21 protein-coding genes are annotated in these 22030 nt (G+C 63.2%); 4 read left to right on the top strand and 17 right to left on the bottom strand.

Annotation, left to right across the window (positions count from 1 at the left end):
- Positions 1-77: 77 nt before the first annotated feature.
- From ACZ52D_RS01455 to ACZ52D_RS01395, 13 genes are all read right to left on the bottom strand, one after another.
- Positions 78-1436 carry a glutamine synthetase family protein gene (locus tag ACZ52D_RS01455; RefSeq protein WP_222453887.1) on the bottom strand — a complete coding sequence of 453 codons (1359 nt, stop codon included), beginning with the start codon at positions 1434-1436 and terminating at the stop codon, positions 78-80.
- Entirely contained in the window at positions 1436-2116 is a 681-nt protein-coding gene (locus ACZ52D_RS01450; RefSeq protein ID WP_464442311.1) for a type 1 glutamine amidotransferase, read from the bottom strand. Before ACZ52D_RS01450 ends, ACZ52D_RS01455 begins: the two co-directional genes overlap by 1 nt.
- A gap of 84 nt (positions 2117-2200) precedes the next feature.
- Positions 2201-3520 carry a glutamine synthetase family protein gene (locus ACZ52D_RS01445; protein ID WP_417473586.1) on the bottom strand — a complete coding sequence of 440 codons (1320 nt, stop codon included), beginning with the start codon at positions 3518-3520 and terminating at the stop codon, positions 2201-2203.
- Positions 3521-3696: 176 nt separating this feature from the next.
- Complete coding sequence (locus ACZ52D_RS01440; protein ID WP_222453884.1) at positions 3697-4503, bottom strand: ABC transporter permease; 807 nt, start codon at positions 4501-4503, stop codon at positions 3697-3699.
- On the bottom strand, positions 4500-5381 hold the full coding sequence (locus tag ACZ52D_RS01435; RefSeq protein WP_369927665.1) for an ABC transporter permease: 882 nt from the start codon (positions 5379-5381) through the stop codon (positions 4500-4502). Before ACZ52D_RS01435 ends, ACZ52D_RS01440 begins: the two co-directional genes overlap by 4 nt.
- Before the next feature lie 134 nt (positions 5382-5515).
- On the bottom strand, positions 5516-6226 hold the full coding sequence (locus tag ACZ52D_RS01430) for a transporter substrate-binding domain-containing protein (protein ID WP_222453882.1): 711 nt from the start codon (positions 6224-6226) through the stop codon (positions 5516-5518).
- 36 nt (positions 6227-6262) lie between these two features.
- Entirely contained in the window at positions 6263-7042 is a 780-nt protein-coding gene (locus tag ACZ52D_RS01425; RefSeq protein WP_222453881.1) for an ABC transporter ATP-binding protein, read from the bottom strand.
- A 133-nt stretch (positions 7043-7175) separates the two neighbouring features.
- Positions 7176-7955 carry a phosphate/phosphite/phosphonate ABC transporter substrate-binding protein gene (locus tag ACZ52D_RS01420; RefSeq protein WP_464442309.1) on the bottom strand — a complete coding sequence of 260 codons (780 nt, stop codon included), beginning with the start codon at positions 7953-7955 and terminating at the stop codon, positions 7176-7178.
- Positions 7952-8392, bottom strand: coding sequence for a tellurite resistance TerB family protein (locus tag ACZ52D_RS01415; RefSeq protein ID WP_369927577.1), 441 nt, complete (start codon positions 8390-8392; stop codon positions 7952-7954). Before ACZ52D_RS01415 ends, ACZ52D_RS01420 begins: the two co-directional genes overlap by 4 nt.
- A complete protein-coding gene (locus ACZ52D_RS01410; protein WP_369927663.1) occupies positions 8392-8853 on the bottom strand; it encodes a tellurite resistance TerB family protein in 462 nt (153 codons plus the stop codon). Before ACZ52D_RS01410 ends, ACZ52D_RS01415 begins: the two co-directional genes overlap by 1 nt.
- Positions 8854-8899: 46 nt before the next feature.
- The gene (locus ACZ52D_RS01405; RefSeq protein WP_222453877.1) at positions 8900-9193 is read right to left on the bottom strand and encodes a DUF1330 domain-containing protein; all 294 of its coding nucleotides are present in this window, start codon (positions 9191-9193) and stop codon (positions 8900-8902) included.
- Positions 9194-9384: 191 nt separating this feature from the next.
- A complete protein-coding gene (locus ACZ52D_RS01400) occupies positions 9385-12459 on the bottom strand; it encodes a valine--tRNA ligase (protein ID WP_464443154.1) in 3075 nt (1024 codons plus the stop codon).
- 102 nt (positions 12460-12561) lie between these two features.
- On the bottom strand, positions 12562-12999 hold the full coding sequence (locus ACZ52D_RS01395) for an Lrp/AsnC family transcriptional regulator (RefSeq protein WP_222453875.1): 438 nt from the start codon (positions 12997-12999) through the stop codon (positions 12562-12564).
- 106 nt (positions 13000-13105) lie between these two features.
- Here ACZ52D_RS01395 and ACZ52D_RS01390 point away from each other — a divergent pair, with 106 nt between their 5' ends.
- From ACZ52D_RS01390 to ACZ52D_RS01380, 3 genes are read left to right on the top strand one after another with little or no spacing between them, the layout of a single operon-like run.
- Positions 13106-14257: a type III PLP-dependent enzyme gene (locus ACZ52D_RS01390; RefSeq protein ID WP_464442307.1), complete on the top strand. Its 1152-nt coding sequence runs from the start codon at positions 13106-13108 to the stop codon at positions 14255-14257.
- Between the two features lie 60 nt (positions 14258-14317).
- Positions 14318-16615 carry a xanthine dehydrogenase family protein molybdopterin-binding subunit gene (locus ACZ52D_RS01385; protein WP_464442306.1) on the top strand — a complete coding sequence of 766 codons (2298 nt, stop codon included), beginning with the start codon at positions 14318-14320 and terminating at the stop codon, positions 16613-16615.
- Complete coding sequence (locus ACZ52D_RS01380) at positions 16593-17672, top strand: DUF2235 domain-containing protein (RefSeq protein WP_464442305.1); 1080 nt, start codon at positions 16593-16595, stop codon at positions 17670-17672. The genes ACZ52D_RS01385 and ACZ52D_RS01380 overlap by 23 nt, the downstream gene beginning before the upstream one ends.
- Before the next feature lie 69 nt (positions 17673-17741).
- On the opposite strand, the gene ACZ52D_RS01375 is transcribed toward ACZ52D_RS01380, so the two are convergent.
- From ACZ52D_RS01375 to metF, 3 genes are all read right to left on the bottom strand, one after another.
- Positions 17742-18245 (bottom strand): DUF2867 domain-containing protein, encoded by a 504-nt coding sequence (locus ACZ52D_RS01375; RefSeq protein WP_464442304.1) that lies wholly within the window; start codon positions 18243-18245, stop codon positions 17742-17744.
- 90 nt (positions 18246-18335) lie between these two features.
- Entirely contained in the window at positions 18336-18815 is a 480-nt protein-coding gene (locus tag ACZ52D_RS01370; protein ID WP_464443153.1) for a PaaI family thioesterase, read from the bottom strand.
- A 62-nt stretch (positions 18816-18877) separates the two neighbouring features.
- Positions 18878-19747: a methylenetetrahydrofolate reductase [NAD(P)H] gene (gene metF, locus ACZ52D_RS01365; protein WP_464442302.1), complete on the bottom strand. Its 870-nt coding sequence runs from the start codon at positions 19745-19747 to the stop codon at positions 18878-18880.
- A gap of 98 nt (positions 19748-19845) precedes the next feature.
- Between metF and ACZ52D_RS01360 the strand changes: the two genes are divergently transcribed.
- Positions 19846-20751, top strand: a complete 906-nt coding sequence (locus ACZ52D_RS01360; protein ID WP_222453868.1) for a LysR family transcriptional regulator — start codon at positions 19846-19848, stop codon at positions 20749-20751.
- Positions 20752-20863: 112 nt separating this feature from the next.
- Here the strand turns inward: ACZ52D_RS01360 and ACZ52D_RS01355 are convergent, their stop codons facing one another.
- Positions 20864-21883: an NADP-dependent oxidoreductase gene (locus ACZ52D_RS01355; RefSeq protein ID WP_464442300.1), complete on the bottom strand. Its 1020-nt coding sequence runs from the start codon at positions 21881-21883 to the stop codon at positions 20864-20866.
- Positions 21884-22030 lie beyond the last annotated feature (147 nt).

Below are 22030 nucleotides of genomic sequence, written 5' to 3'. Positions count from 1 at the left end.
GGCGCAGCGCTCCCCTCTTCATCTTTCCAGAAATACTCAAATGCGCTGGCGCTGCACCGGGGCGCAGCGCCGGGGGTTTACACGTTCAGCAGAAGATGCTCGCGCTCCCATGGGGAAATCACTTGCAGGAATTCCTCGTACTCCGTGCGCTTCACGATGGAATAGACGCGGGCAAACTCCGGGCCGAGAACCTCGTGCAGGGCGGTGGCCGCGTCGAACAGGTCCAGCGCCTGCCCCATCACCTGGGGAATATCGCCTTCGCCCTCGTAAGCGTCGCCCTTGAACTGTCTGCGCGGACGTTCTTCCCGTGTGAGGCCCAGATAACCGCATGCCAGCGACAGCGCGATGCCCAGGTAAGGGTTGCAGTCCATGCCGGCGATACGGTTCTCGACCCGCCGGGCCGCAGGGCTCGACAGCGGGATGCGGATGCCGGTGGTGCGATTGTCACGCGCCCATTCCAGGTTGATCGGCGCGGCATGATCCTTCACGTAGCGGCGGTAGGAGTTCACATAGGGCGCCATCACCGCCAGACCCGAGGGCAGGTGGTTCTGCAAGCCGGCGATGAAGTTGTAGAAGGCGTCGGTCTCTCCGCCTTGCGGGCCGGAGAAGATGTTCTCGCCGGTTTCGATATCGATCACCGAGTGGTGAATATGCATGGCGGAGCCGGGTTCGTCCTCGATCGGCTTGGCCATGAAGGTGGCAAAACAGTCGTGGCGCAGCGCCGCCTCTCGGATCAGCCGCTTGAAGTAGAACACCTCGTCCGCAAGTTTGACCGGGTCGCCATGGCGCAGGTTGATTTCGAGCTGACCGGCGCCGCCTTCCTGGGTGATGCCGTCGATCTCGAAGCCCTGTGCTTCGGCGAAGTCATAGATGTCGTCGATGACCGGGCCAAACTCGTCCACTGCGGTCATTGAGTAGGCCTGGCGTGCGGCCGCCGGGCGACCCGAACGCCCCATCATCGGCTTGATGCCATGGGCGGGGTCGATGTTGCGGGCGACCAGAAAGAATTCCATCTCGGGGGCGACCACGGGTTCCCAGCCGCGGTCGCGGTAGAGTTGCACCACGCGTTTCAGCACGTTGCGCGGGCTGAAGGGCACCGGCTGGTCGTCGCGGTCATAGGCGTCGTGGATCACCTGCAGCGTCCAGTCGCCGGTCCAGGGGGCGGCGGTGGCGGTGGACATGTCCGGCTTCAGCGTCATGTCCTTTTCGATCCAGCCATCCTCATCCGCCGCATCGGCCCAGTCGCCGGTGATGGTCTGGTAGAAGATGCTGTCGGGCAGGTGGAAATAATCCTGCCGCGCGAATTTCGATGCCGGTACCGCCTTGCCCCGGGCGATACCGGGGAGGTCCGAGATAACGCATTCAACTTCGTCGAGACGACGGCCCTCCAGATAGGTTTTTGCTGCTTCGGGAAGGTCGTCGAGCCAAGCTGACATTAGGTCCTCTCTTTCCTGTAAAACTCTGCGAGGAAGGTTGCGATTTGCTGGTTGTCCACGGGGGTATCAAGTTTGGAGGCGGCCGCGTCGAGCAGCGTGTCCGGCACCACGCCACGGCCGCGTTTTTCGATCAGCCCCCCGACAAAGGCGCTGGGGAACTCCGGGTGCGGCTGCCAGGAAATGATGTGATCGCCATAGGCCAGAACGCCGTTGCGGCAGAAGCTGTTGCCGCCCAGCACGCGGGCGGTTTCGGGCAGTTCGACCACCTGGTCCTGGTGCCAGGCATTCAAGGTCAGATCCTTGCCGTCGACCGTGTAGGTGACCGGGCCGATGGCCCATCCCCCGGAGTATTTCTCGACCTTGCCGCCAAGGGCCTGGGCGATGATCTGATGGCCAAAGCAGATCCCGGCCAGCGGCTGCTTGCGGGCATCTATGGCACGGATCAGGTCCTCCAGCGGTGCGATCCAGGCGTGGCCTTCGTAGGCCCCGTGCTTGGAGCCGGTGATGAGCCAGCCGTCAGCGGCTTCGGGGCCGTCGGGAAAGATGCCGTCGACCACCGCCCAGGTCTGGAATTCAAATCCGTTGCCGCCTAGGAGATCGCGGAACATCGCGTCGTAATCGCCGAAGTCGCCATAGAGATCCTCGGGGGAGTGGCCGGTCTGCAGAATGCCGATTTTCATGTGTCACCAATATGATCAAATTTAGCCTAGCCGAGGCGTGAACGCCTGGCAAGAGCCGGCGAAACCGGCTGTCCTGAGGTGGATCTATACGGCCTCGAGCCAGGACAGCCAATGAGTCTCGCGCGGGCGTTCGGCAAAGCCTTTGACCTCCTGGCGTTTGGTCATCACCAGATTCTGAATGGCGAGCGCTGGCAGGATACGGGCGATCAGCGGGTCGGTCTCGAACCAGTCGATCGCTGTCTCCCAGTCCGCGGCCAGCTGCGGCAGGCCTGTCATCTCGTAGATATTGCCGGAAGAGGGGGGCGGCGGCTGCATGGCATCCTCAATCCCGGCAAGGGCTGCGCCCAGAACCGTGGCCAGCATCAGGTAGGGATTGATGTCGCCGCCCGCCACCCGGTGTTCGATCCGCCGCGCGCGCGGGCTGCCACCAGGAATGCGGATGGCGGCGGTGCGGTTTTCATAGGCCCAGGCGGCGCTGACCGGGGCGTGGGCGCCGGGCACCAGCCGTTCGTAGGAGTTCCCGTGCGGGGCGAAAATCAGCGAACTGGCGGGCATCGCGGCCAAGCAGCCCGCCACCGCGTGCATCAGCAGGTCTGAGCCTTTTTCGCCGCCATCGTCAAACACGTTGTTGCCGTTCTCGTCTTCGACCGAGAAATGCACATGCATGCCGTTGCCGGCCTCTTCCGCGTAGGGTTTCGCCATGAAGGTCGCGGCAAAACCATGCTTGCGCGCCAGACCCTTGACCAACGCCTTGAACAGCCAGGCATCGTCGGCTGCGCGCATTGCCTCCTGGTGGTTCAGGTTGATTTCGAACTGACCCAGCCCGGCCTCGGAGATGGCGGATTGCGCCGGTATGCCCATCGCTTCGGCACCGTCGTAGAGATCGGTGAAGAAGGCATCAAAGGCGTCAAGCTCGGCCACCGACAGCACCGACTGCTGGTCCAGTATTCGGCCAGTCTGCGGATCGATCGGCGGAGCAGGCTGCGTGCCGCTGTCGTCCAGCAGGCTGAACTCCATCTCGGTGGCGGCCACAACCGTCCAGCCGCGCGCGGCGTAGCGGGCCAGCACGTCCCCGAGCACATGGCGCGGATCGCCCAGGAATGGCTTGCCGTCCTCCCAGTACATCGCCATCGGTACCAGCGCCGAGGGGCTGTTGAGCCAGGGCATGGGCACTGCGCCACGGTTGGTCGGCAACATGACCCCGTCGGCATCCCCGGTTTCGAACACCAGCGGGTTGTCTTCGACATCGCGGCCCCAGAGATCGACGTTCAAGGTCGAAATCGGCATCCGCGCCGCGCCTTCGGCCAGTTTGCCCGCCATCTCAGCAGGCAGGCGCTTGCCGCGCATCTGGCCATTCATGTCACAGGCGGCGATGCGGATGGTTTTCAAAGCGGACAGGTCCATTGGAGGCTCCATGATTTCACTGAGCCAACCCTAGCGCAGCAAATTTCATTCGCCAAGAAATTTGATCAAAAAAATCACCTGAGCCGTGAGGGCGCTTCACATTGTGCCGTTTGCAGCGACATCGGCATAAAAAAATGGCCCCCGTGGGAGCCATTTCAGTGTTCTGGGTCGAGAGGTCATCGGATCAGGTTGAACCGAAGTTTCGTCTTGGTCCGCTTTTCCTGCGGCAAATGCCGGTTGAGCCGTTTGTTCACCATTCCGAAGACCGCGATGATCACCAGCGTCAGCAGGATGAAATAGAAGGCCAGGATCGGGTAGGGAATGAAGGGGTTGAAGGTCTTGTCGGCGAAGTAGTTGGCGTAGTAGAGCGCGTCGCCCTTCTGCCGCCAGGCAGGAAAGCCCGAGAAGAACACCAGCGTCGTGGCGTGGAACAGGAAGATCGCCTCGTTGGTGTAGGCAGGCCAGGCCAGCCGCATCATGGTCGGAAAAGTGATCCGCCGGAAACGCCGCCAGCCGGTCATGCCATAGGCGTCCGCCGCTTCCACGTCGCCCTTGGGGATGGACCGCAGGGCGCCGTAGAAGATCTCTGCCGAGTAGGCGGCGGTGTTCAGGAACAGTACGATCAGCGCGCCCAGCCACGCCGAGGTGAAGGAATCAAACACCGGGTGGACGCTTTTGAGGTTCAGGAACAGGAAGTAGGCAAAGAAGAACTGGATGAACAACGGCGAGCCGCGGAACAGGAAGATGAACCAGTCGGCCGGTTTGCGCAGCAGCGCGTTGTCGGACGCCTTGGCCACCGCCAGTGCATTCGCCAGCACGAAGCCCGCCAGCACGGCAAGGGTGCCAAAGTAGATGTTCCAGATCATGCCTGAGCCGATTAGCGTGAACTGGTCGCACAGCGTGAAGTCACTGCGCGGCAGCAGGCGTTCGCCGAACCCGATCGAGCGCAGGCCGTAATCCTGGATTGTCTGAAGACAGCTCATGCCGCTTTCCTTTGCTTCTCACCTGCAACGGTTGCCTGGCCGCGCGACAGGCGGGTGCTGATCCGCTCCAGAACCACTTCGGACAGCTTGGTGAAGAGGAGATAGAAAACCAGCAGACCCAGGAAGTACCACATGCGCCAGTCCGGGTGCGGATAGTCGGTGAAGCGGGCCGTCTTCGATCCCCCCAGCTCGCGGGCCCAATAGACGATGTCCTCGACCCCCAGCAGGAACAGCAGAGGCGTCGCCTTGATCAACACCATCCAGAGGTTGGACAGGCCGGGCAGGGCATAGACCCACATCTGCGGAACCAGGATGCGCCAGAAGGACTGGCGACGGCTCAGCCCATAGGCCTCGGCGGTTTCGATCTGCGCGCGCGGCACGGCCTGCATCGCGCCGAACAGCACATTGGCGGCAAAGGCGCCGAAAACGATCGCGAAGGTGACCACGGCCAGGCTGAAGCCATAGACCTCGTGAACCCACTGCGGCGAGGTTCCCAGCGGCATCTTGGCGATTTCGCAGACCACGAAGTCATTGCCCTGGCGGATCGGTTGTTCCCAATCAGAGCATTTCACCTTGTGTCGCAGCCATTCGATGGCCTGGTCCAGCGCGATCACGAAGAAGAGGAAAAATGCGATGTCGGGCACACCGCGGACCACCGCGATATAGGCCTTGCCGGGCCAGGACAGCAGCGGCAGCGGCGAGCGCGCGGCAATGGCCCCGCCAAATCCCAACAGCAGCGCAGCCGGGGCGGTCACCGCCAGAAGCAGCAACACCGTGCCGAAGGACAGGTAGAAAGACAGATGCTTTCCGGTGGTCAGATAGCAGGTCAGCCACTGGATACCCTCCAGGCTGGCCGGGTCTAGGCAATAGGCGAAAATGGCGGGCCTCTTGATGATCTGGGCCTGGGGGCGCGGCGTGCCGCAGGTGGCGCCGCGGGCCTCTCAGGGCGTCCGGTCAGGGGCGAAGGGGGGCAATAACGCCCCCCTTCCGTGATTTGGAATGCGTCGGCAGCTCAGAACTTGCCCTCGATTTCCCACTTGTCCAGCAGCGCGTTCAGCGAGCCGTCTTCCTTCATGCTGGCGATGGCGGCGTCGAATTTGTTGCGCAGCTCGTCATCGGACTGGCGGAACGCCATGCCGATGCCGTCGCCCAGGAACACGTCTTCGCCGACAAACTGCAGCTCGGTCTCGTTGACGATCGGGATCAGGAAGTCCTTGTCGGCCATCACCGCGTCCACTTCACCGGCGTTCACGGCCGCGACGGTTTCGTCGGGGTTCGGGAATTCAACCAGGGTCGCGCCGGTGGAGGCCACATGCGAGGACTGGATGGTCGAAGCCTGGGCCGCGATCACGCCGCCTTCGAGGTCCACGTCATCCGACAGCGCCGCGTAGGCGGAGGGCGACGGGCGGGTGTAGCCCTGGGTGAAGTTCACGACTTCCTTGCGCTCGTCGGTGATGGACATGCCAGCGATGATGGCATCGTAGTTGCCCGACAGCAGGTTGGGGATGATCGAATCCCAGTCGTTGGTGACCCATTCGCAGGTCAGCTCGGCGCGCTTGCACAGCTCGTCGCCCAGCTCGCGCTCGAATCCGTCGACTTCACCCGCGTCGTTCAGGAAGTTGTACGGAGGGTAGGCGCCCTCGGTGCCCAGGCGTACGGTGTCGGCCAGGCCCATGGTGGCGGTCAGCGCCAGGGCGGCGGTGCCAAGGAACAGAGATTTCATGAAAGTACTCCCATTTGGTTGGTTATTGATTTGAATTTATTGGTCGTGGCGTGTCGATGACAGGAACCCGCGCAACCGTTCCGAACGGGTTCCGCCAAACACTTCGTCAGGCGTGCCTTCTTCCTCGATCAGCCCCTTGTGCAGGAACACCACGTGGCTGGAGACGTCTGCCGCCATCTTCATGTCGTGGGTCACGATCATCATCGTGCGCCCTTCGGCAGCAAGATCCTTGATAACCTTGACGACTTCCTGCTCCAGCTCGGGATCGAGCGCGGAGGTGGGTTCGTCGAACAAAAGTGCCTCCGGCTCCATGCACAGGGCCCGGGCGATGGCCGCCCGCTGCTGCTGGCCGCCGGACAGCTGCGCCGGATAGGCGTCGCATTTGTCGCCGATGCCCACTTTGGCCAGGTAGTGCCGGGCCTTTTCCTCGACCTCGGCGCGGTCCCGACCCAGAACGGTGACGGGGGCTTCCATCACGTTTTGCAGGATCGTCATGTGCGCCCACAGGTTGAACTGCTGGAACACCATGCTGAGATTCGTGCGAATCCGCAGCACTTGCTTGGGATCGGCGGGGCGCCGTGCGAGGCCGCTGCCGGTCCAGGTGATCGGCTCGCCCTTGAACAGGATGTCGCCTTGCTGGCTGTCCTCCAGCAGGTTGCAACAACGCAGGAGTGTGGACTTGCCAGAGCCGGAGGACCCGATCAGAGAAACCACGTCCCCCTTGCGAGCGGTGATGTCCACACCTTTGATCACCTCCAGCTCACCATAGGATTTATGGAGGTCGCGGATTTGCAGAACGGGCGAAGTATCGGTCAAGGCGTGTCTGTCCCTGTGAATGGAAATTCGTTCTTATTGGACCGAAAAAAAGCCTGATTGCAATGTTCAAACCGCAGATCTGGCGGATCAGCTGACGAATTGGAGCTTCGGAGCGCGCAAAACGGAGATGACGTTACGCCCGGCTGCCTTGACGGATGCGCTGTTCGGTCAGCACAGGGCCGGGCGGCGTGGGCACCGCGAGGTAATCGCTTGGCGTGAACCGCACGAGACCCTGCAGGCGCAGGGTCTGGCGGTCCGCCTCTCCGAGCTCCGCGATGGCTGATTCCAGCGCGGAAAACAGCGGCGTCGGGTTCGTGCCCACGGCCGTGATATAGGGGAGCGCCGGAGACGGAGCGGTATGGTCGATCTCGCAGAGCGACGCGGCAAAGGCGTCATGCTCCCGGATGATCTGCCAGCTGACCACGTCCAGCGCGGCAAAGTCGGCGCGCCCTTCGGCCACGGCCCTGGCGGATTGCTGATGCCCGCCGGTGGCCAGCAAGGCCCCGGGCAGGAGACCGCGATCGTGCAGGTGGATCATTGGCGCGGCCCACCCCGATTGCGACAGCCCGTCGTTATAGGCGAAGGTGGCGCCGTCAAACGCGCTGATCGGTTGACCGCTGCGCTCCGCCCTTGCGACAAACACGCTGTTGTAGAACCCGGGGGCGCAGCCGGGCAAACCGTGGTCGGGCGTGGCGACAAGTTCCACCTCGCCATAGAGCCGCGTGCGGTAGGGGCAGCCGCAGGTCTGTGCAAGCAACAGTTGCGGCGAGGTCCAGATCCGCCAGGGATCGCCATCCGCCTCACGGGTCAGCTGCTCGGGGCCGGACCCCAGGTGTGCGCGAATGAGAGCCCACAGGCGGTCGTTGGCGGCGGCGGTTTCGGGGCGATCATACATGCCCAGGTATGCGATCACAGCGCCGCCTCCGCGCGTTGGCGTGCGCGCGCGCTTTCCATGTCGCTGACCCCGAGCAGGCTGGCGGACAGCCGCAGCAGCGCGTCCTCGTTCACATCCCGCTGACCGTCGGCCAGTGCCACCTGCCACAGCGCCTCGATCACCGCGATACGGTCCTCATAGGCCACGGCATCCTTGATGGCGCGGGTGAAACGGACAGTATCGGGGGCCTCGGCTTCGAGCGCCTCTGCCTGTTCGCGCAGGATCAGCGCACCGCCGGTGTCCAGGCCGTAGCGGGTGCCGAGGATGCGGTCGATGCGATCTTTTTCGACCTCGGAATAATTGTGGTCAGACCGCGCGATCCGGACCAGGAGGGCGGTCAAGGCGAGCCGGGCTCCCTCGTCGTCCAACTGCTTGGGGGCGGGATCCAGCAAGCGGCGCAACAGGTCCTTGAACATCAGTGGTCTCCTGCCGGTCGGGCGAGTTTTTCCTCGGCGCGGGCGCGGGCCGCCTGACTGTCAGCGTAGGACAGGCCCATGGCGCTGCGAGCCTCCTCGACGATCTTCACTTCGCCTTCGTGGGCATTGCCGTCAGCCAACACCACCTCCCAGAGCGCGTCGAGCGCGGCCATCCGTTCCTCCAGCCCGGTCGTCTCGCGGATCAGGCGACCGAAGGTGTCGGTTTCCGGGGCCGCGGCGTGCAGTTTTTCGCACGTCGCACGCACCTTGGCGGCCTCGATCGCGTTGTGCTGGTAAAGGCGGGCCAGGATCCGGTCGATCAGGCTGATCTCCTCCAGCTGATAGTCCCGGTCCGATTGCGCCACCCGGACCAGAAGCGCGCCCAGTGCCAGCTCCACATCGGGATCGGGCAGGGCGGGCGGTTCGGCAGGGCGGAAGGCCTGAAAGAATTTCTTGAGCAGGGGCATGCGGGATCCTCGGTGTGCGCGTGCAGATGAGGCAGCGGTGTCAGCCGTCGTAGCCTTCGATAATTTCCATGTCACCCCTGGACACCGGGTCGCGCAAGGCTTTGGCGTCCTGATAGGCAACGGAATCATAACACGCTTTGGCGGTTGCGAAATCCTTGAATTCAATCACCACCGTGCGTGCCCGCATCTGGCCCTCACGCACTTCCTTGTGGCCGCCCCGCACCAGGAAGCGGGCGCCGTAGTCCGCAAAGGGTTTGGCATTGGCGCTGACGTAGTCCTTGTAGCGGTCCATGTCCTCGACGTCGACATGGGCAACCCAGTATCCTTTGGGCATGAGCGAGGGTCTCCTAGGAAGTGTCCAGATTGCAAGCACGCTGAAACAATTCCGCGGCAAAGACAATGGGGGCTTTGCGGGGAATTTCACCCGGTCTGTGCCAGCGGATACAAAGCAGGCGATTGAATTACATAGCAAAACACCCGCAGGCCAGACCTGCGGGTGTGTCGCGTTTCAGGTGGGTGAGCCGGTCAGCCGATCTCGGCCAGCCGCGCAAGCGCTTCCTTGACCTTGGCTTCTTCCTCCTCGCGCGCCGCGAGGTTGGCGCGGGCTTCGGCCACCACCTCCTCGGGAGCGGACGCGGCGAATTTGGGGTTGTTGAGACGCCCGCGCAATCCGCCCAGCTCCTTGGCAAGTTTGCCCAGTGTCTTCTCCAGGCGCGCCTTTTCCGCAGCGACGTCGATCACATCGGCCAACGGCAGGCCAAAGGAGGCACCGGGGGCGGACACGGCCGCGCAGCCCTTGGGGAAGCTATCAACCTGTTCCAGGGTGGTAATGCGGGCGAGCTTCTGGATCATCGCCTCGTTCTTTTCCCAGGCCACGCGGGCCTGGTCGGAGAACTCGGTGACCACCATCGGGATCTTGGCGCCTGCCGGTACATGCATCTGCGCCCGGGTCGAGCGGATGTTCTCGATCGCGGTGATGACCCAGTTCATCTCGGCATCGGCCTCGGCGTTGACCAGTTCGGTGCCATAGGTCGGCCAGTCCTGATGAACCAGCATGTTGTCGCGCTTGGCGGTGTTGCCCCACAGCTCTTCGGTGATGAACGGCATGATCGGGTGCAAGAGGATCATGCACTGGTCCAGCACCCAGCCCAGCGTCTGGCGGGTCTCGGCGATCACGGTTTCATCTTCCGAGTTGAACAGCGGTTTGCTCAGCTCGATGTACCAGTCGCAGACCTTGCCCCAGACAAAGGCATAGAGGCTGAGCGCGGCGTCGTTGAAGCGGAAGGCTTCCAGCGCCTCGTCCACTTCAACCCGAACCTTGGCGGTCTCGCCGATGATCCACTGGTTCACGGCGGCCTTGGCATCGGGGATGTCATAGGCCCGACGGTCTGCGTCATAGACCTTGTTGAAATGGGCAAAGTTCACCGCATTCCACAGCTTGGTGCCAAAGTTCCGGTAGCCTGCGATACGCTGCATGTCGAGCTTCAGCACGCCACCGAGCGAGGCCATGGCCGCATTGGTGAAGCGCAGCGCGTCGGCGCCGTATTCCTCGATGATTTCCAGCGGGTCGACCACGTTGCCGGTGGATTTCGACATCTTCTTGCCCTTGGCATCGCGCACCAGGCCATGCAGGTACACGATGTCGAACGGGATGCGGTCCTTTACCGGCAGGTTTTCGTCCAGCACGGCCAGCTGCATCATCATCATCCGGGCGACCCAGAAGAACAGGATGTCCTGACCGGTGACCAGCGTCGAGGTCGGGAAGTATTTCTGCATCTCCGGCGTGTCTTCCGGCCAGCCCAGGGTGCCGATCGGCCAGAGACCGGAGGAGAACCAGGTGTCGAGCACGTCGGGATCGCGGAACATCGGCACCTGCATCGGGCCTTCGAAGCTGCGGATGGCGCCTTCGTCTTTCACGTCCAGCAGCTTGCGCTGTTCGGCCAGGATCTCGATGGCTTTCTGCTGATCGGCCACGATGCGGAACTCGGTTCCTTCAGGAGATTGCAGGCGCGCTTTTTCCAGCGCCTCTTCCTCGGTGGCGGCGCAGATCGGGTACCAGTCTTCCTCGCCGGGGATATACCAGACCGGGATCTGGTGGCCCCACCATAACTGGCGCGAGATGCACCAGGGCTCGATGTTTTCCAGCCAGTGGTAATAGATCTTCTCACCGCTTTCCGGCAGGATCTTCACGTCGCCGTTCTTCACCGCATCCAGCGCCGGGCCAACGACCTTTTCCGCGTCCACGAACCACTGGTCGGTCAGCATCGGCTCGATCACAACCTTGGAGCGGTCGCCGAAGGGCTGCATGATCGGCTTGTTCTCGACGAAGGGCACGGTCTCGGTGACTTCGCGCTCGGTGCCGTCCTCGTCCGTCACCGTCTTGGTGATGGTTTGCATAACCGCAAGACCTTCGTCGGTGATCTCCTGAACCACCTTCTTGCGGGCCTCGAAACGGTCCAGACCACGCAGGTGATCGGGCACGAGGTTGATCGCATCCACCTCGTTCTCGGTGAAAGCGGCCCCCTTGGCATGGGCCTGGGCCTTGGCGGCCTCCTCGGCATAGGGCGCACCGTCAGCGCGCATTGCGCCCTTGGTGTCCATCAGGCGGTACATCGGGATGCCGCCGCGCTTGGCGACCTGGTAGTCATTGAAGTCATGCGCGCCGGTGATCTTCACCGCGCCCGAGCCGAAGTCCTTGTCCGGGTACTCATCCGTGATGATCGGGATCTGACGGCGGTGCTCCTTGGGGCCGACCGGAATTTCCACCAGTTTGCCGACGATGGGGGCATAGCGCTCATCCGAAGGATGCACCGCGACCGCGCCGTCGCCGAGCATTGTCTCGGGGCGGGTGGTGGCGATGGCGATGTAGTCGCGCTCCTCCTCGAAGATGACGTTGCCGTCTTCGTCCTTCTCGACGTAGGTATAGGTCTCGCCGCCTGCCAGCGGGTACTTGAAGTGCCACATGTGGCCCGCAACCTCGATGTTCTCGACCTCGAGGTCGGAGATCGCGGTCTCGAAATGCGGGTCCCAGTTGACCAGTCGCTTGCCGCGGTAGATCAGACCCTTGTTGTACATCTCCACGAAGACCTTGATCACGGCATCATGGAAGTTGGGAGAGTTCTCGTGGCCGGTGCGGGTGTCGCCATGGGCGCCCGCCATGGTGAAGGCGGTGCGTTCGAAATCGCAGGAGGCGCCAAGACGTTTCAGCTGCTCGACGATGGTGCCGCCGGATTTTTCCTTCCACTCCCAGATCTTGGCGAGGAAGTCGGGGCGGGAGAAATCGGTGCGCTTCTTGCCCTCCTTGGCCAGCTCACGCTCGACGACCATCTGGGTCGCGATGCCTGCATGGTCGCAGCCGGGCTGCCACAGGGTGTCAAAGCCCTGCATGCGCTTCCAGCGGATCAGGATGTCCTGCAGGGTGTTGTTGAAGGCATGTCCCATGTGCAGAACGCCGGTGACGTTCGGCGGCGGGATCATGATGCAATAGGTCGAAGCCCCGGGCTTGGCATTGGCCCCGGCCTTGAAACAGCCCGCTTCTTCCCAGGCTTTGTACAGGCGGCTTTCCGCTTCCGCTGCGTTGAATGTCTTTTCCATCGCCATCACTACATCCCTCATGCAATTGGGGTTCAATTACCCAATGGCACAGCGAAGGGAAAGGCGGATCGCGGTATTTCTTTGACCGCGACCCGGTCGGGCGGTGTTTCAGGCGTTGGTGCGGTCCAGCTTGGTGGCAAGATGGATCAGGCTCTCGGAGGAGCGTACCCCGCGCGCCTCGGCAATGCGGTCGATTGTGTCGTCCAGTTCGGCGGTGCTGTGGGCGACAACCTGCGCCAGCAGATCGAACCGGCCCGAGGTGGTGTGGACCACCTCGACACCCGGCAGGCTGCGCAGCCGGGACAGCACCTCCGGGCCGGAACGGGGCTCGATCGACATCAACACGGTTGCCTGCAGCGGCGGTCGTGCCGATGCAGAGGTGCGCAGCGTATAGCCCGTGATGACGCCACTGTTCTCAAGCCGCTCAAGGCGGGCCTGCACGGTGGTTCGCGCCAGCCCGAGCTGGCGGGCGAGTTCCGATACCGGACGGCGGGCGTTTTCGCGCAAGAGGCTGACAAGGTGCTGATCGATGTCGTCAGTTTTCATTTTTGGCCTGCATTTTGACGATCTGGAGCGCCAGTTTAGTCAGTTTGAGGGGAGGAATCGACGGTCATTCTGCCAAAAATAAATCAACACACAGAGGTTTACATTGATGCAGCACATTCCTCCGCTTTGGCTCTCTCCGGAAACGCACCTGGCCCGCACGGCGCCGGATCACCCGATCCTGTATTTCTCACCGCGTGTCCTGCATGAGGTTGCGGGACGGTTCCAGCGGGGCTTTCCCGGTCTGGTGACCTACGCGGTCAAGGCCAATCCGCATCCGGCGGTCTTGTCGAACCTGGTCGCGGCGGGCGTGACTGCCTTTGATGTTGCGTCACCTGCCGAGATGGAAGCGGTGCGCGGGGCCAGTGCGGATGCGGTAATGCATTACAACAACCCTGTGCGCTCCGAGGCCGAGATCGCAGCCGGGATCCGCCATGGTGTGGCCAGCTGGTCGGTAGATGAGCTGAGCGAGCTGGACAAGCTTGACGCGGTGCCGCGCAGCTGTGAAATCGCGGTGCGTTTTGCCCTTCCGGTGGCGGGGGCCGCCTATGATTTCGGCAGCAAGTTCGGGGCTGGTGCCGACGAGGCCGTCGAGCTGTTGAAGGCGGTGGCAGCCCGCGGTTGGCGGCCGTCGCTGTGTTTCCATCCCGGCACCCAATGCGAGGACGAGGCGGCCTGGGTCGAATATATCCATGTTGCCCGCAAGATCGTCGATGCCGCCGGGGTCAGCATCGCCCGGTTGAACGTGGGTGGCGGTTTTGCCGCCAACCGCGATGGCGTCGCACCTGATCTCGAACGGGTTTTCGGCGCCATCGGCGCAGCGGCGCAGGAGGCGTTCGGTGCCGACGGTCCACAGCTGATCTGCGAGCCGGGACGGGCGATGGTGTCGGAATCCTTCACCCTAGCGGCCCGGGTCAAGGGCTTGCGCCAGAACGGCGGCGTGGTCTTTTTGAACGATGGCATCTATGGCGGGCTGGTCGACATCCGCGACATGGGCTTGCCAGGCCGTGTCGAGGTGGTCGCCCCGGACGGCTCCCGCCGCACCGGGCCGCGCCGACCCCGGGTGGTGTTTGGACCAACCTGTGACAGTCTTGACCGGCTGCCGGATGGTCTGCCCCTTCCTGACGACTGTGCGACGGGCGATTATGTGCTGTTTCCCGGTCTGGGGGCCTATTCTTCGGCCATGAGCACGCAATTCAACGGCTATGGTCTGTGGGATGTCGCCACGGTGATCGAGCTGACTGGACAACCGCCCGCTTAGCGGTAGTCTCCCCCCTGACAATCAGCAGCGCGGCCAGCTCGTGCGGACAAGGGGGCAAGCATGGACAAATTCGGAAAAAGCCAGCCGGTAAAGCGCGTCGAGGATGTGAGGTTCCTGACCGGTCAGGGCCGCTACATCGAAGATGTCGCCCCGGCTGGCGCATTACGGGCCTGGGTGCTGCGCAGCCCGGTGGCGCATGGCACGATCACTGCGCTGGATGTGTCCGAAGCCCGCGACTGCGACGGCGTCCACGCTGTGCTGACGCTTGCGGATCTCGAAGCCGCGGGGCTGGACGTGCGGCTGGACGGAACCACCGTGAAAAACCGCGACGGCAGCGAGGCGGCGGCACCCGAACGGCCGATGCTGGCCCGCGACCGGGTCCGCTACGTCGGCGAGCCGGTGGCCGTTGTCGTCGCCGAGACCCTGGATCAGGCCCGCGATGCCGGCGAGTTGATCGAGCTGGAGATCGATGATCTGCCAGCCAAGCTCGATCTGGCACCCGGGGGGGAGCCGCTGCACGCCGAGGCGCCGGACAACCGTGCCTTCGACTGGGGCATTGGCGACGAGGCCGCAACCCGCAAAGCCTTTGACGAGGCCGCGCACAAGGTCTCCCTGCAGGTCGAGGACAATCGTATCATCGTCAACGCGATGGAGCCGCGCGGCTGCTATGCCGAGTGGCAGGATGGACGCTTGCACTTCTGCTATGGCGGGCAGGGCGTCTGGGCGATGAAGACCCAGATGGCGCAGAAGTTGGGGCTACACGAAGATGCGGTGAAGGTGACCACCCCGGATGTCGGTGGCGGCTTTGGCATGAAGGCGATGCCTTATCCGGAGTATTTTGCCGTGGCCCATGCGGCCCGGGTGCTGGAGCAGCCGGTGTTCTGGGTCGCGGACCGCACCGAGTCGATGCTCAGTGACAATGGCGGGCGGGATCTGACCTCGCTGGCGGAACTGGCCTTTGACGAAGATCTGAAGATCACCGCCTATCGGGTAACGACGCGCTGCAACCTTGGCGCATATAACTCGCATTTCGGACAGCCAATTCAGACGCAGCTGTTCAGCCGGGTGCTGGCCGGGGTCTATGATATCCAGACGGCCTGGCTGCAGGTCGAGGGGATCTATACCAACACCACCCAGGTTGACGCCTACCGCGGTGCCGGAAGACCAGAGGCAATCTATGTGCTGGAGCGCGCCATGGACCGGGCTGCGCGAGAGCTGGGGGTTGATCCGCTGGAGCTGCGGAGGCGGAACTTTATCAAGCCTGCGGCGTTTCCCTATGGCACCGTGACCGGGGAGACTTACGACGTGGGTGACTTCGATCTGGTGCTGAACCGCGCTTGCGAAGAGGCTGATCTGGCAGGATTCGAGGCCCGGCGCGCCGCAGATGGTAAACGCGGCAAGTACCGGGGCGTTGGCCTGTGTTACTACATCGAAAGTATTTTGGGTGATCCTTCGGAAGGCGCAGAAGTGGAATTCCTGGAGGATGGCCGTGTGAATATCTATGTCGGCACGCAGAGCAACGGGCAGGGGCATGAGACCGTCTATGCACAGTTTCTGGCCGACCAGAGCGGCATTCCGGCAGAAAACATCCAGGTCATTCAAGGCGACAGCGACCGTATCGCCCAGGGCGGCGGCACCGGTGGCTCGCGCTCGGTCACCACGCAGGCCAATGCCACGTTGGCCACGGTTGAAACCATGGTGGCGGCCTTCATTCCCTTCCTCGCAGAGCAGATGGGGGTCGAGGAAGATGCGATTTCTTTCGACGGCGAAAGCTTCCGGGCGCCGGGGTCGAACCTGACGCCCAGCATGCTGGACGCCGCAGAGATGGCCCGCGCGCAAGGGCGGCTCGATTTGCTGCGTCACGCGGCGCGGGCCAAGCTGCCGGGACGCTCGTTTCCGAACGGGGCCCATATTGCAGAGGTCGTGATCGATCCAGAGACTGGGCAATCGGTGGTGGAGCGCTACACTGTAGTCGACGATTTCGGAAATCTGATCAACCCGATGCTGGCCGAGGGCCAGGTGCATGGCGGGGTGGCGCAGGGACTGGGACAGGCCATGATGGAGCGGGTCGTCTATGACGAGGACGGTCAGCTCCTGACCGCGACGTTCATGGATTACGCCATGCCGCGGGCCGACACCGTCCCGACGATCGGATTTACGTCCCAGCCAGTGCCCTCGACCCAGAACCTGATGGGGATGAAGGGGTGCGGCGAGGCTGGCACCGTCGGCGCGCTGGCGGCAGTGGCCAATGCGATGCAGGACGCGGTCTGGGACAAAGGGGTGCGGCAGATGGATATGCCGTTCACCCCGCAGAGAGTGTGGAAAGTGCTGAGGGATGTTTCTAAAGCAGCTGAGTAACAGGTTTCTCGAGTGGCTTGGACGGCCGCTCCGCTCGGAACATTCGGGCGAAACAAGGCTGCGCGGGCCGCAGGCCCATGTGATCATTCTCGATGGCACCATGTCGACGCTGGACGAGGGGCGGGAAACCCACGCGGGCAAGCTTTACCGCCTGTGTCGCGAGATGTCGGGGCCGGTGTCGGTCTACTATGAATCCGGCGTGCAATGGACCGGCTGGGGCAGCGCCCCGGACGTGATGCTGGGGCGTGGGATCAACCGGCAGATCCGTCGTGCCTATGGCTACCTCGCATCGCGCTATCATCCCGGTGATCAGATCTACCTGTTCGGCTACTCCCGCGGCGCTTATGCGGTGCGCTCGCTCGCCGGGGTGATCGACCGGATCGGTCTCCTCAAGGCGGAACATGCCACGGTGCGCAATATTCGCACCGCCTATCGGCACTACCGGCTGAACGGGCGTAGCAAGACCGGCGCCGCCTTCAGCCGTGCCTATTGCCACGAGACCGTCGAGATCGAGATGGTCGGGGTCTGGGACACGGTCAAGGCGCTGGGACTGCGGCTGCCGCTGCTGTGGCGCTGGGCGGAAAAGCAGCACAATTTCCACAACCACGAATTGGGTCACCACGTCAAAAGCGGCTATCACGCGCTGGCGCTGGACGAGACGCGCGATGTGTTCCACCCGGTGATGTGGGACAGCCCCGCGGATTGGGAAGGTCATGTGGAGCAGGTCTGGTTTAGCGGCGCCCATGGCGATGTCGGCGGCCAACTGGGCGGGTTCGAGGCAGCCCGGCCGCTCGCCAATATTTCGCTCGTTTGGATGCTGGAAAAGGCCGAGGAACGCGGCTTGCCGTTGCCGCTGGATTGGCGGATGCGCTTTCCGGTGGATCCCAAGGCTCCCTCGGTCGGCACCTGGCGCGGCTGGGGCAAGATTTTCCTGCTGCGCAGCCGCCGCCGGGTCGGGCTGGATCCCAGCGAACGCCTGCACAGCAGTGTAGAAGCCGCGCGCAAGGATGCCCCCATCCCGGCCAGCGGCTGGCGGGCAATGTTCTCCCGCACCTGACCCCAAGGCTCCGCTATCGCAGGAACGCGCTGGCGCGCGGTCAATTCGCCGCCGCCGCGCGGGCAGCGGTTATTCCTGCTCCAGTGCCTGTCGCAAGCGTTTCAGGCAAAGCGTGACGATCAGCTTGTGCGCTGGGCGCACCGGCACCATGTAGGCTCGTCCGAACAGGTTGTGCGTCTTCACTGACGAGGTCACCGTCAGCCCGCCATCGTGCGAACTGAGGCAGGTCATCACGTCCAGATGCCGGTCCCGCACGGTCAGGGTCAGGATCCGGTCAGAGATCGCCTCGACCAGGAAGAAGTCCAGCTTGTCTCCGGGGCTCAGCTGCCGGGGCGTCGCACCGGAAATTGGGCCGATCCGGCGGACGCCTAAACAGGCCGAGATCGCATCACGCAGCCAGAAGGCCATTCGCAGGCCGGGCAGAGGGCGTGCATGCATCAGCCGCCAGGCCTCCAACGGGGTGACCGGGCGGGGCAGATCAATGGAGCGGGTATCGAAGAAATCGAGCTCAGCCTTGGGAGCCAGGACCTGGATGCGCGCTGTCGTGGCCCGCGCGAGGGTATTTGGCGGCATCATTGCCCCTTCCGTGGTGCGACTGGGTGACGATTGGAAGATAAGCCACGGATTTGCAAAGACAAGGCTGGCCGGGGACTGCGGCCGACCCTAGGCCACCTTCATGATGATGCAGGTGGTGGATCCGGTGGCGTAGAGCCGTCCATCGTCCACGCCGCGAATGTCGCCATGGGCAACTCCGGTGGACCGCCCGGCGTGGTCCACGGTGCCGGTGCAGTCAATCATGGTGCCGAGCGGAATAGGGCGCAGGATGTTAATCTTGTACTCCAGCGTGGTGTAGACCGAGCCTTGCGGCACGCGGGTCATCACTGCGCAAGCCATCGCGCTGTCCAGAAGGGTGCCGTACCAGCCGCCGTGCACGGTGCCCATCGGGTTCGTGACATGGAATTCCGGGGTGCCGCGGAACACGACCTCGCCTTCGCTGACCGTATGGAGATGGTAGCCGAGCGTGCGCGCAATCGGCGGGCCGGGCAGACGCCCATCCAGAATACCCTGCATGAAATCGAGTCCGGACATCCGCGTGGTCTGGTCGATCGTCAAGAGATCCGAGGGTGTTTCGGCATAGAACATGGCGCGCGGTCCCTGATGAAAGCTTTTGTTCATTAGGAACCGCGCAACGGCCAGTGCAATGCTTACGCTACGTTCTCCAGCGCCACCTTGGGCGTGACGCCCAGTGCAAAGCAGACATCACGCGTCAGCTCAGGACGGTTGAGGGTGTAGAAATGCAGGTTCGTCACACCGCCTTCCAGCAGGTCGGAGCAGAGTTCCGTGCACAAGGCGGTGGCCAGCAGCTCTTCGCGGTCATCGCGAACCGCCTTCTCGAAGGCCTCTTCGACCCAGTGCGGGACCACGGTGCCGCAGCGGCGGGCAAAGTTGCGGGCGCCTTTCCAGTTTTCAATCGGCAGGATGCCCGGTGTCAGCTTGCTGCCGTCGATCCCGGCTTTCTCGCAGGCGTCGCGGAAGCGGAAGAAGGTTTCCGCCTCGAAGAAGAACTGGGTCAGCGCCTCGTCGGCACCGGCGTCCAGCTTGCGCTTCAGCCATTCCACGTCGGCGTTCTGGTCGGCTGCGTCGGGATGCCGGTCTGGATAGGCGCCGACCTTGATGTTGAACGTGCCGCGTGCTGCCAGTGCTTCGATCAGCTCCACTGAATGGGCAAAACCCTCGGGGTGCGGGGTGAACTTGCCTTCCCCCTTTGGCGGATCCCCGCGCAGGGCGACGATTTCCTTCACCCCGGCTTCGGCGAACTGATCGGCGATTTCGAGGGTTTCGGCCTTGGAGGCGTTCACGCAGGTCAGATGCGCGGCGACGTTCAGGCCCGAGGAGTTGTGCAGGGTCGCCACCGCGTCGCGGGTCAGCGTGCGGGTGGTGCCGCCGGCGCCATAGGTCACCGACACGAAGCGCGGCCCCATCGGAGCAAGCACCTGAACGGTATCCCAAAGCCGGAAGGAGGCTTCGAGATTTTTCGGCGGGAAGAATTCAAAGGAAATCTTGGGCGTCGTCATCTCAGGTCACTCGCTTGTTTGATTTCGACCCTTGTTGCATGCGCAGCATTGTGAGACAATTTCATAATTCTCAAGAACAACATGAGCGACACTACAGGATGCACATCGAATTCCGTCACCTGCGCACCATCAAGGCCATTCATGAGGCCGGCGGGCTGGCCCGGGCTGCAGATCAGCTGAATATCACCCAAAGTGCCTTGAGCCACCAGGTCAAGGGGCTGGAGGAGCAGGCCGGGGTCGAGCTTTTCATTCGCCGTTCCAAGCCGATGAAGCTGTCGCCTGCGGGGCAGAGGTTGCTGCGGTTGGCGGAGCAGGTTTTGCCGCAAGTCGAGGCGGCACAAGCGGAATTTTCCTCGTTGCGCGATGGGCATACCGGCCGGATGCACATCGCCATCGAGTGTCACGCCTGCTTTGAATGGTTGTTCCCGGTGCTGGAGGGTTTCCGCAAGAATTGGGGCGATGTCGATGTGGATATCCGTCCCGGGCTGGCCTTTGATGCGCTGCCCGCCCTGCAGAAGGAGGAGGTGGACCTGGTTGTCTCCTCCGATCCCGAAGATATCGCGGGCGTCGAGTTCATCGAATTGTTCGATTACAAGCCCGTCTTCGTTGCCTCGGCGCAGCATCCGCTGGCTGCGAAGGCTTACGTGGAGGCGGAGGATTTCCGCGGCGAAGCCTTGATCACCTATCCGGTGGAGAAATCTCGGCTCGACGTGTTCAGCCAGCTGCTGACCCCGGCAGGGGTCGAACCTGCATCGATCCGGCAGGTGGAATTGACGGCGGTGATTCTCTTGCTGGTGGCCTCGAACCGTGGCGTGTCGGTGCTGCCCGACTGGGTCGTGCGCGAGGTGAAATACTCCTCCGATTACGTGACGCGCCCGCTGACCAAGGAGGGCATCACCCGGCGGCTCTATGCGGCGATCCGCAGCGAAGACCGGGACAAGCCGTTCATGCAGGAGCTGATCCGTCTGGCGAAGGTCGAAGCCCGCAAGCTGCAGCAGCAATAGGGGCTGTGCTTGAAAAAAAGCGCGGAGCGGCCCGGCCCCCTTGGGGCGCCTGTGCCCGCTCCGCGCGGTTGCATGATCCGGCCAACGTCGTGGGGCGGAAACGCTGGTCAGCTTAGACCAGCTTGACGATTTGCTTGCCGGTATTGCCGCCCTGCATCATCGAAAGAAAGGCCTTGGGGGCGTTCGCGAGCCCTTCGGCCACGTCCTCGAGGTATTTGATCTCGCCCGCGGCCACCAAGGGGGCGACTTCGGTGAGGAACTCGGGATAGCGGTCGTAGTGGTTGAAGATGATGAAGCCATTCACCGACAGGAATTTGGTCAGGATGTCCCGCCAGATCGCGGGGGCGGTCAGGCCGGTTTCGGCGCTATTGTACCAGGCGATCATGCCACAGACCGGAATACGCCCGAAGTTGTTCATGTTGGGCAGCACCGCCTCCAGCACCTTGCCGCCGACGTTCTCATAATAGATGTCGATGCCATCGGGGCATTCCGCTGCGAGGGCTTCGGCAAGTGCAGGGGCGTCGGCGTAGGCGCGGTGATCGAGGCAGGCGTCAAAGCCGAACGTGTCCACCGCCAGCTTGCATTTCTCGGCGCCGCCCGCGACACCGACCACCCGAAGTCCCGCCTGTTTGGCCAGTTGCCCCACCATCGAGCCGACCGGGCCTGTGGCAGCAGCCACCACCAGCGTTTCGCCTTTTTGCGGGCGGCCATAGGCGTGCAAGCCATGCCATGCGGTAAAACCCGGCATGCCAAGAACGCCAAGCGCGGTGGTGATGGGCGCCTTTTGCGGATCCAGTTTGCGCACCTCGGAAGCCGGGGCGAGCCCGTGGCTGGCCCAGCCGAACATGCCCAGCACAAAGTCACCAGGTTGCAGATCGTCACTGCCAGAGGCGACCACTTCGCCAACGCCGGCGGCGGTCATGGTCTCGCCGATTTCGACGGGGGGCGCATAGGATTTGCCTGCATTCATGCGGCCCCGCATGTAGGGGTCCAGCGACATATAGTGAACTTTGACAAGCACTTCGCCATCACCAGGCTGGGGGAGGGGAGCGTCTTCCAAGCGAAAATTCTGTTCGCTGGCCTGGCCTTCGGGGCGGCTGGCCAGCACAATGCGTTGCATCTGTTCGGACATTGGCGTCTTCCTTTGTTTTACCGATTGGACATTGGGAGCGCTCGCGGTTGATTTCAACCGCTTCGCCGGATCTTGACGGCTGTGCTGCGGATCAGGCGAAGACCGGAAAGCCCCTTGGCAAGCGGGGGCAGGCCGCGTATAGGCACG

The organism is Leisingera sp. S2M4, from assembly GCF_055398055.1.
The sequence above is the reverse complement of the archived record's forward strand: the minus strand, read 5'-3'. Positions and strand labels throughout refer to the sequence as shown.

Excerpts from the sequence above, each read along its gene's own strand:
- ACZ52D_RS01390 (WP_464442307.1), top strand. The coding sequence starts at position 13,106 with ATGCAGCACATTCCTCCGCTTTGGCTCTCTCCGGAAACGCACCTGGCC.
- ACZ52D_RS01380 (WP_464442305.1), top strand. The coding sequence starts at position 16,593 with ATGTTTCTAAAGCAGCTGAGTAACAGGTTTCTCGAGTGGCTTGGACGG.
- ACZ52D_RS01395 (WP_222453875.1), bottom strand. The coding sequence starts at position 12,999 with ATGAAAACTGACGACATCGATCAGCACCTTGTCAGCCTCTTGCGCGAA.
- ACZ52D_RS01440 (WP_222453884.1), bottom strand. The coding sequence starts at position 4,503 with ATGAGCTGTCTTCAGACAATCCAGGATTACGGCCTGCGCTCGATCGGG.
- ACZ52D_RS01370 (WP_464443153.1), bottom strand. The coding sequence starts at position 18,815 with ATGTTCTATGCCGAAACACCCTCGGATCTCTTGACGATCGACCAGACC.
- ACZ52D_RS01375 (WP_464442304.1), bottom strand. The coding sequence starts at position 18,245 with ATGCCGCCAAATACCCTCGCGCGGGCCACGACAGCGCGCATCCAGGTC.
- ACZ52D_RS01355 (WP_464442300.1), bottom strand. The coding sequence starts at position 21,883 with ATGTCCGAACAGATGCAACGCATTGTGCTGGCCAGCCGCCCCGAAGGC.
- ACZ52D_RS01450 (WP_464442311.1), bottom strand. The coding sequence starts at position 2,116 with ATGAAAATCGGCATTCTGCAGACCGGCCACTCCCCCGAGGATCTCTAT.
- ACZ52D_RS01430 (WP_222453882.1), bottom strand. The coding sequence starts at position 6,226 with ATGAAATCTCTGTTCCTTGGCACCGCCGCCCTGGCGCTGACCGCCACC.
- ACZ52D_RS01445 (WP_417473586.1), bottom strand. The coding sequence starts at position 3,520 with ATGGACCTGTCCGCTTTGAAAACCATCCGCATCGCCGCCTGTGACATG.
- ACZ52D_RS01405 (WP_222453877.1), bottom strand. The coding sequence starts at position 9,193 with ATGCCCAAAGGATACTGGGTTGCCCATGTCGACGTCGAGGACATGGAC.
- ACZ52D_RS01455 (WP_222453887.1), bottom strand. The coding sequence starts at position 1,436 with ATGTCAGCTTGGCTCGACGACCTTCCCGAAGCAGCAAAAACCTATCTG.
- ACZ52D_RS01415 (WP_369927577.1), bottom strand. The coding sequence starts at position 8,392 with ATGTTCAAGGACCTGTTGCGCCGCTTGCTGGATCCCGCCCCCAAGCAG.
- metF (WP_464442302.1), bottom strand. The coding sequence starts at position 19,747 with ATGACGACGCCCAAGATTTCCTTTGAATTCTTCCCGCCGAAAAATCTC.
- ACZ52D_RS01400 (WP_464443154.1), bottom strand. The coding sequence starts at position 12,459 with ATGGCGATGGAAAAGACATTCAACGCAGCGGAAGCGGAAAGCCGCCTG.
- ACZ52D_RS01385 (WP_464442306.1), top strand. The coding sequence starts at position 14,318 with ATGGACAAATTCGGAAAAAGCCAGCCGGTAAAGCGCGTCGAGGATGTG.
- ACZ52D_RS01360 (WP_222453868.1), top strand. The coding sequence starts at position 19,846 with ATGCACATCGAATTCCGTCACCTGCGCACCATCAAGGCCATTCATGAG.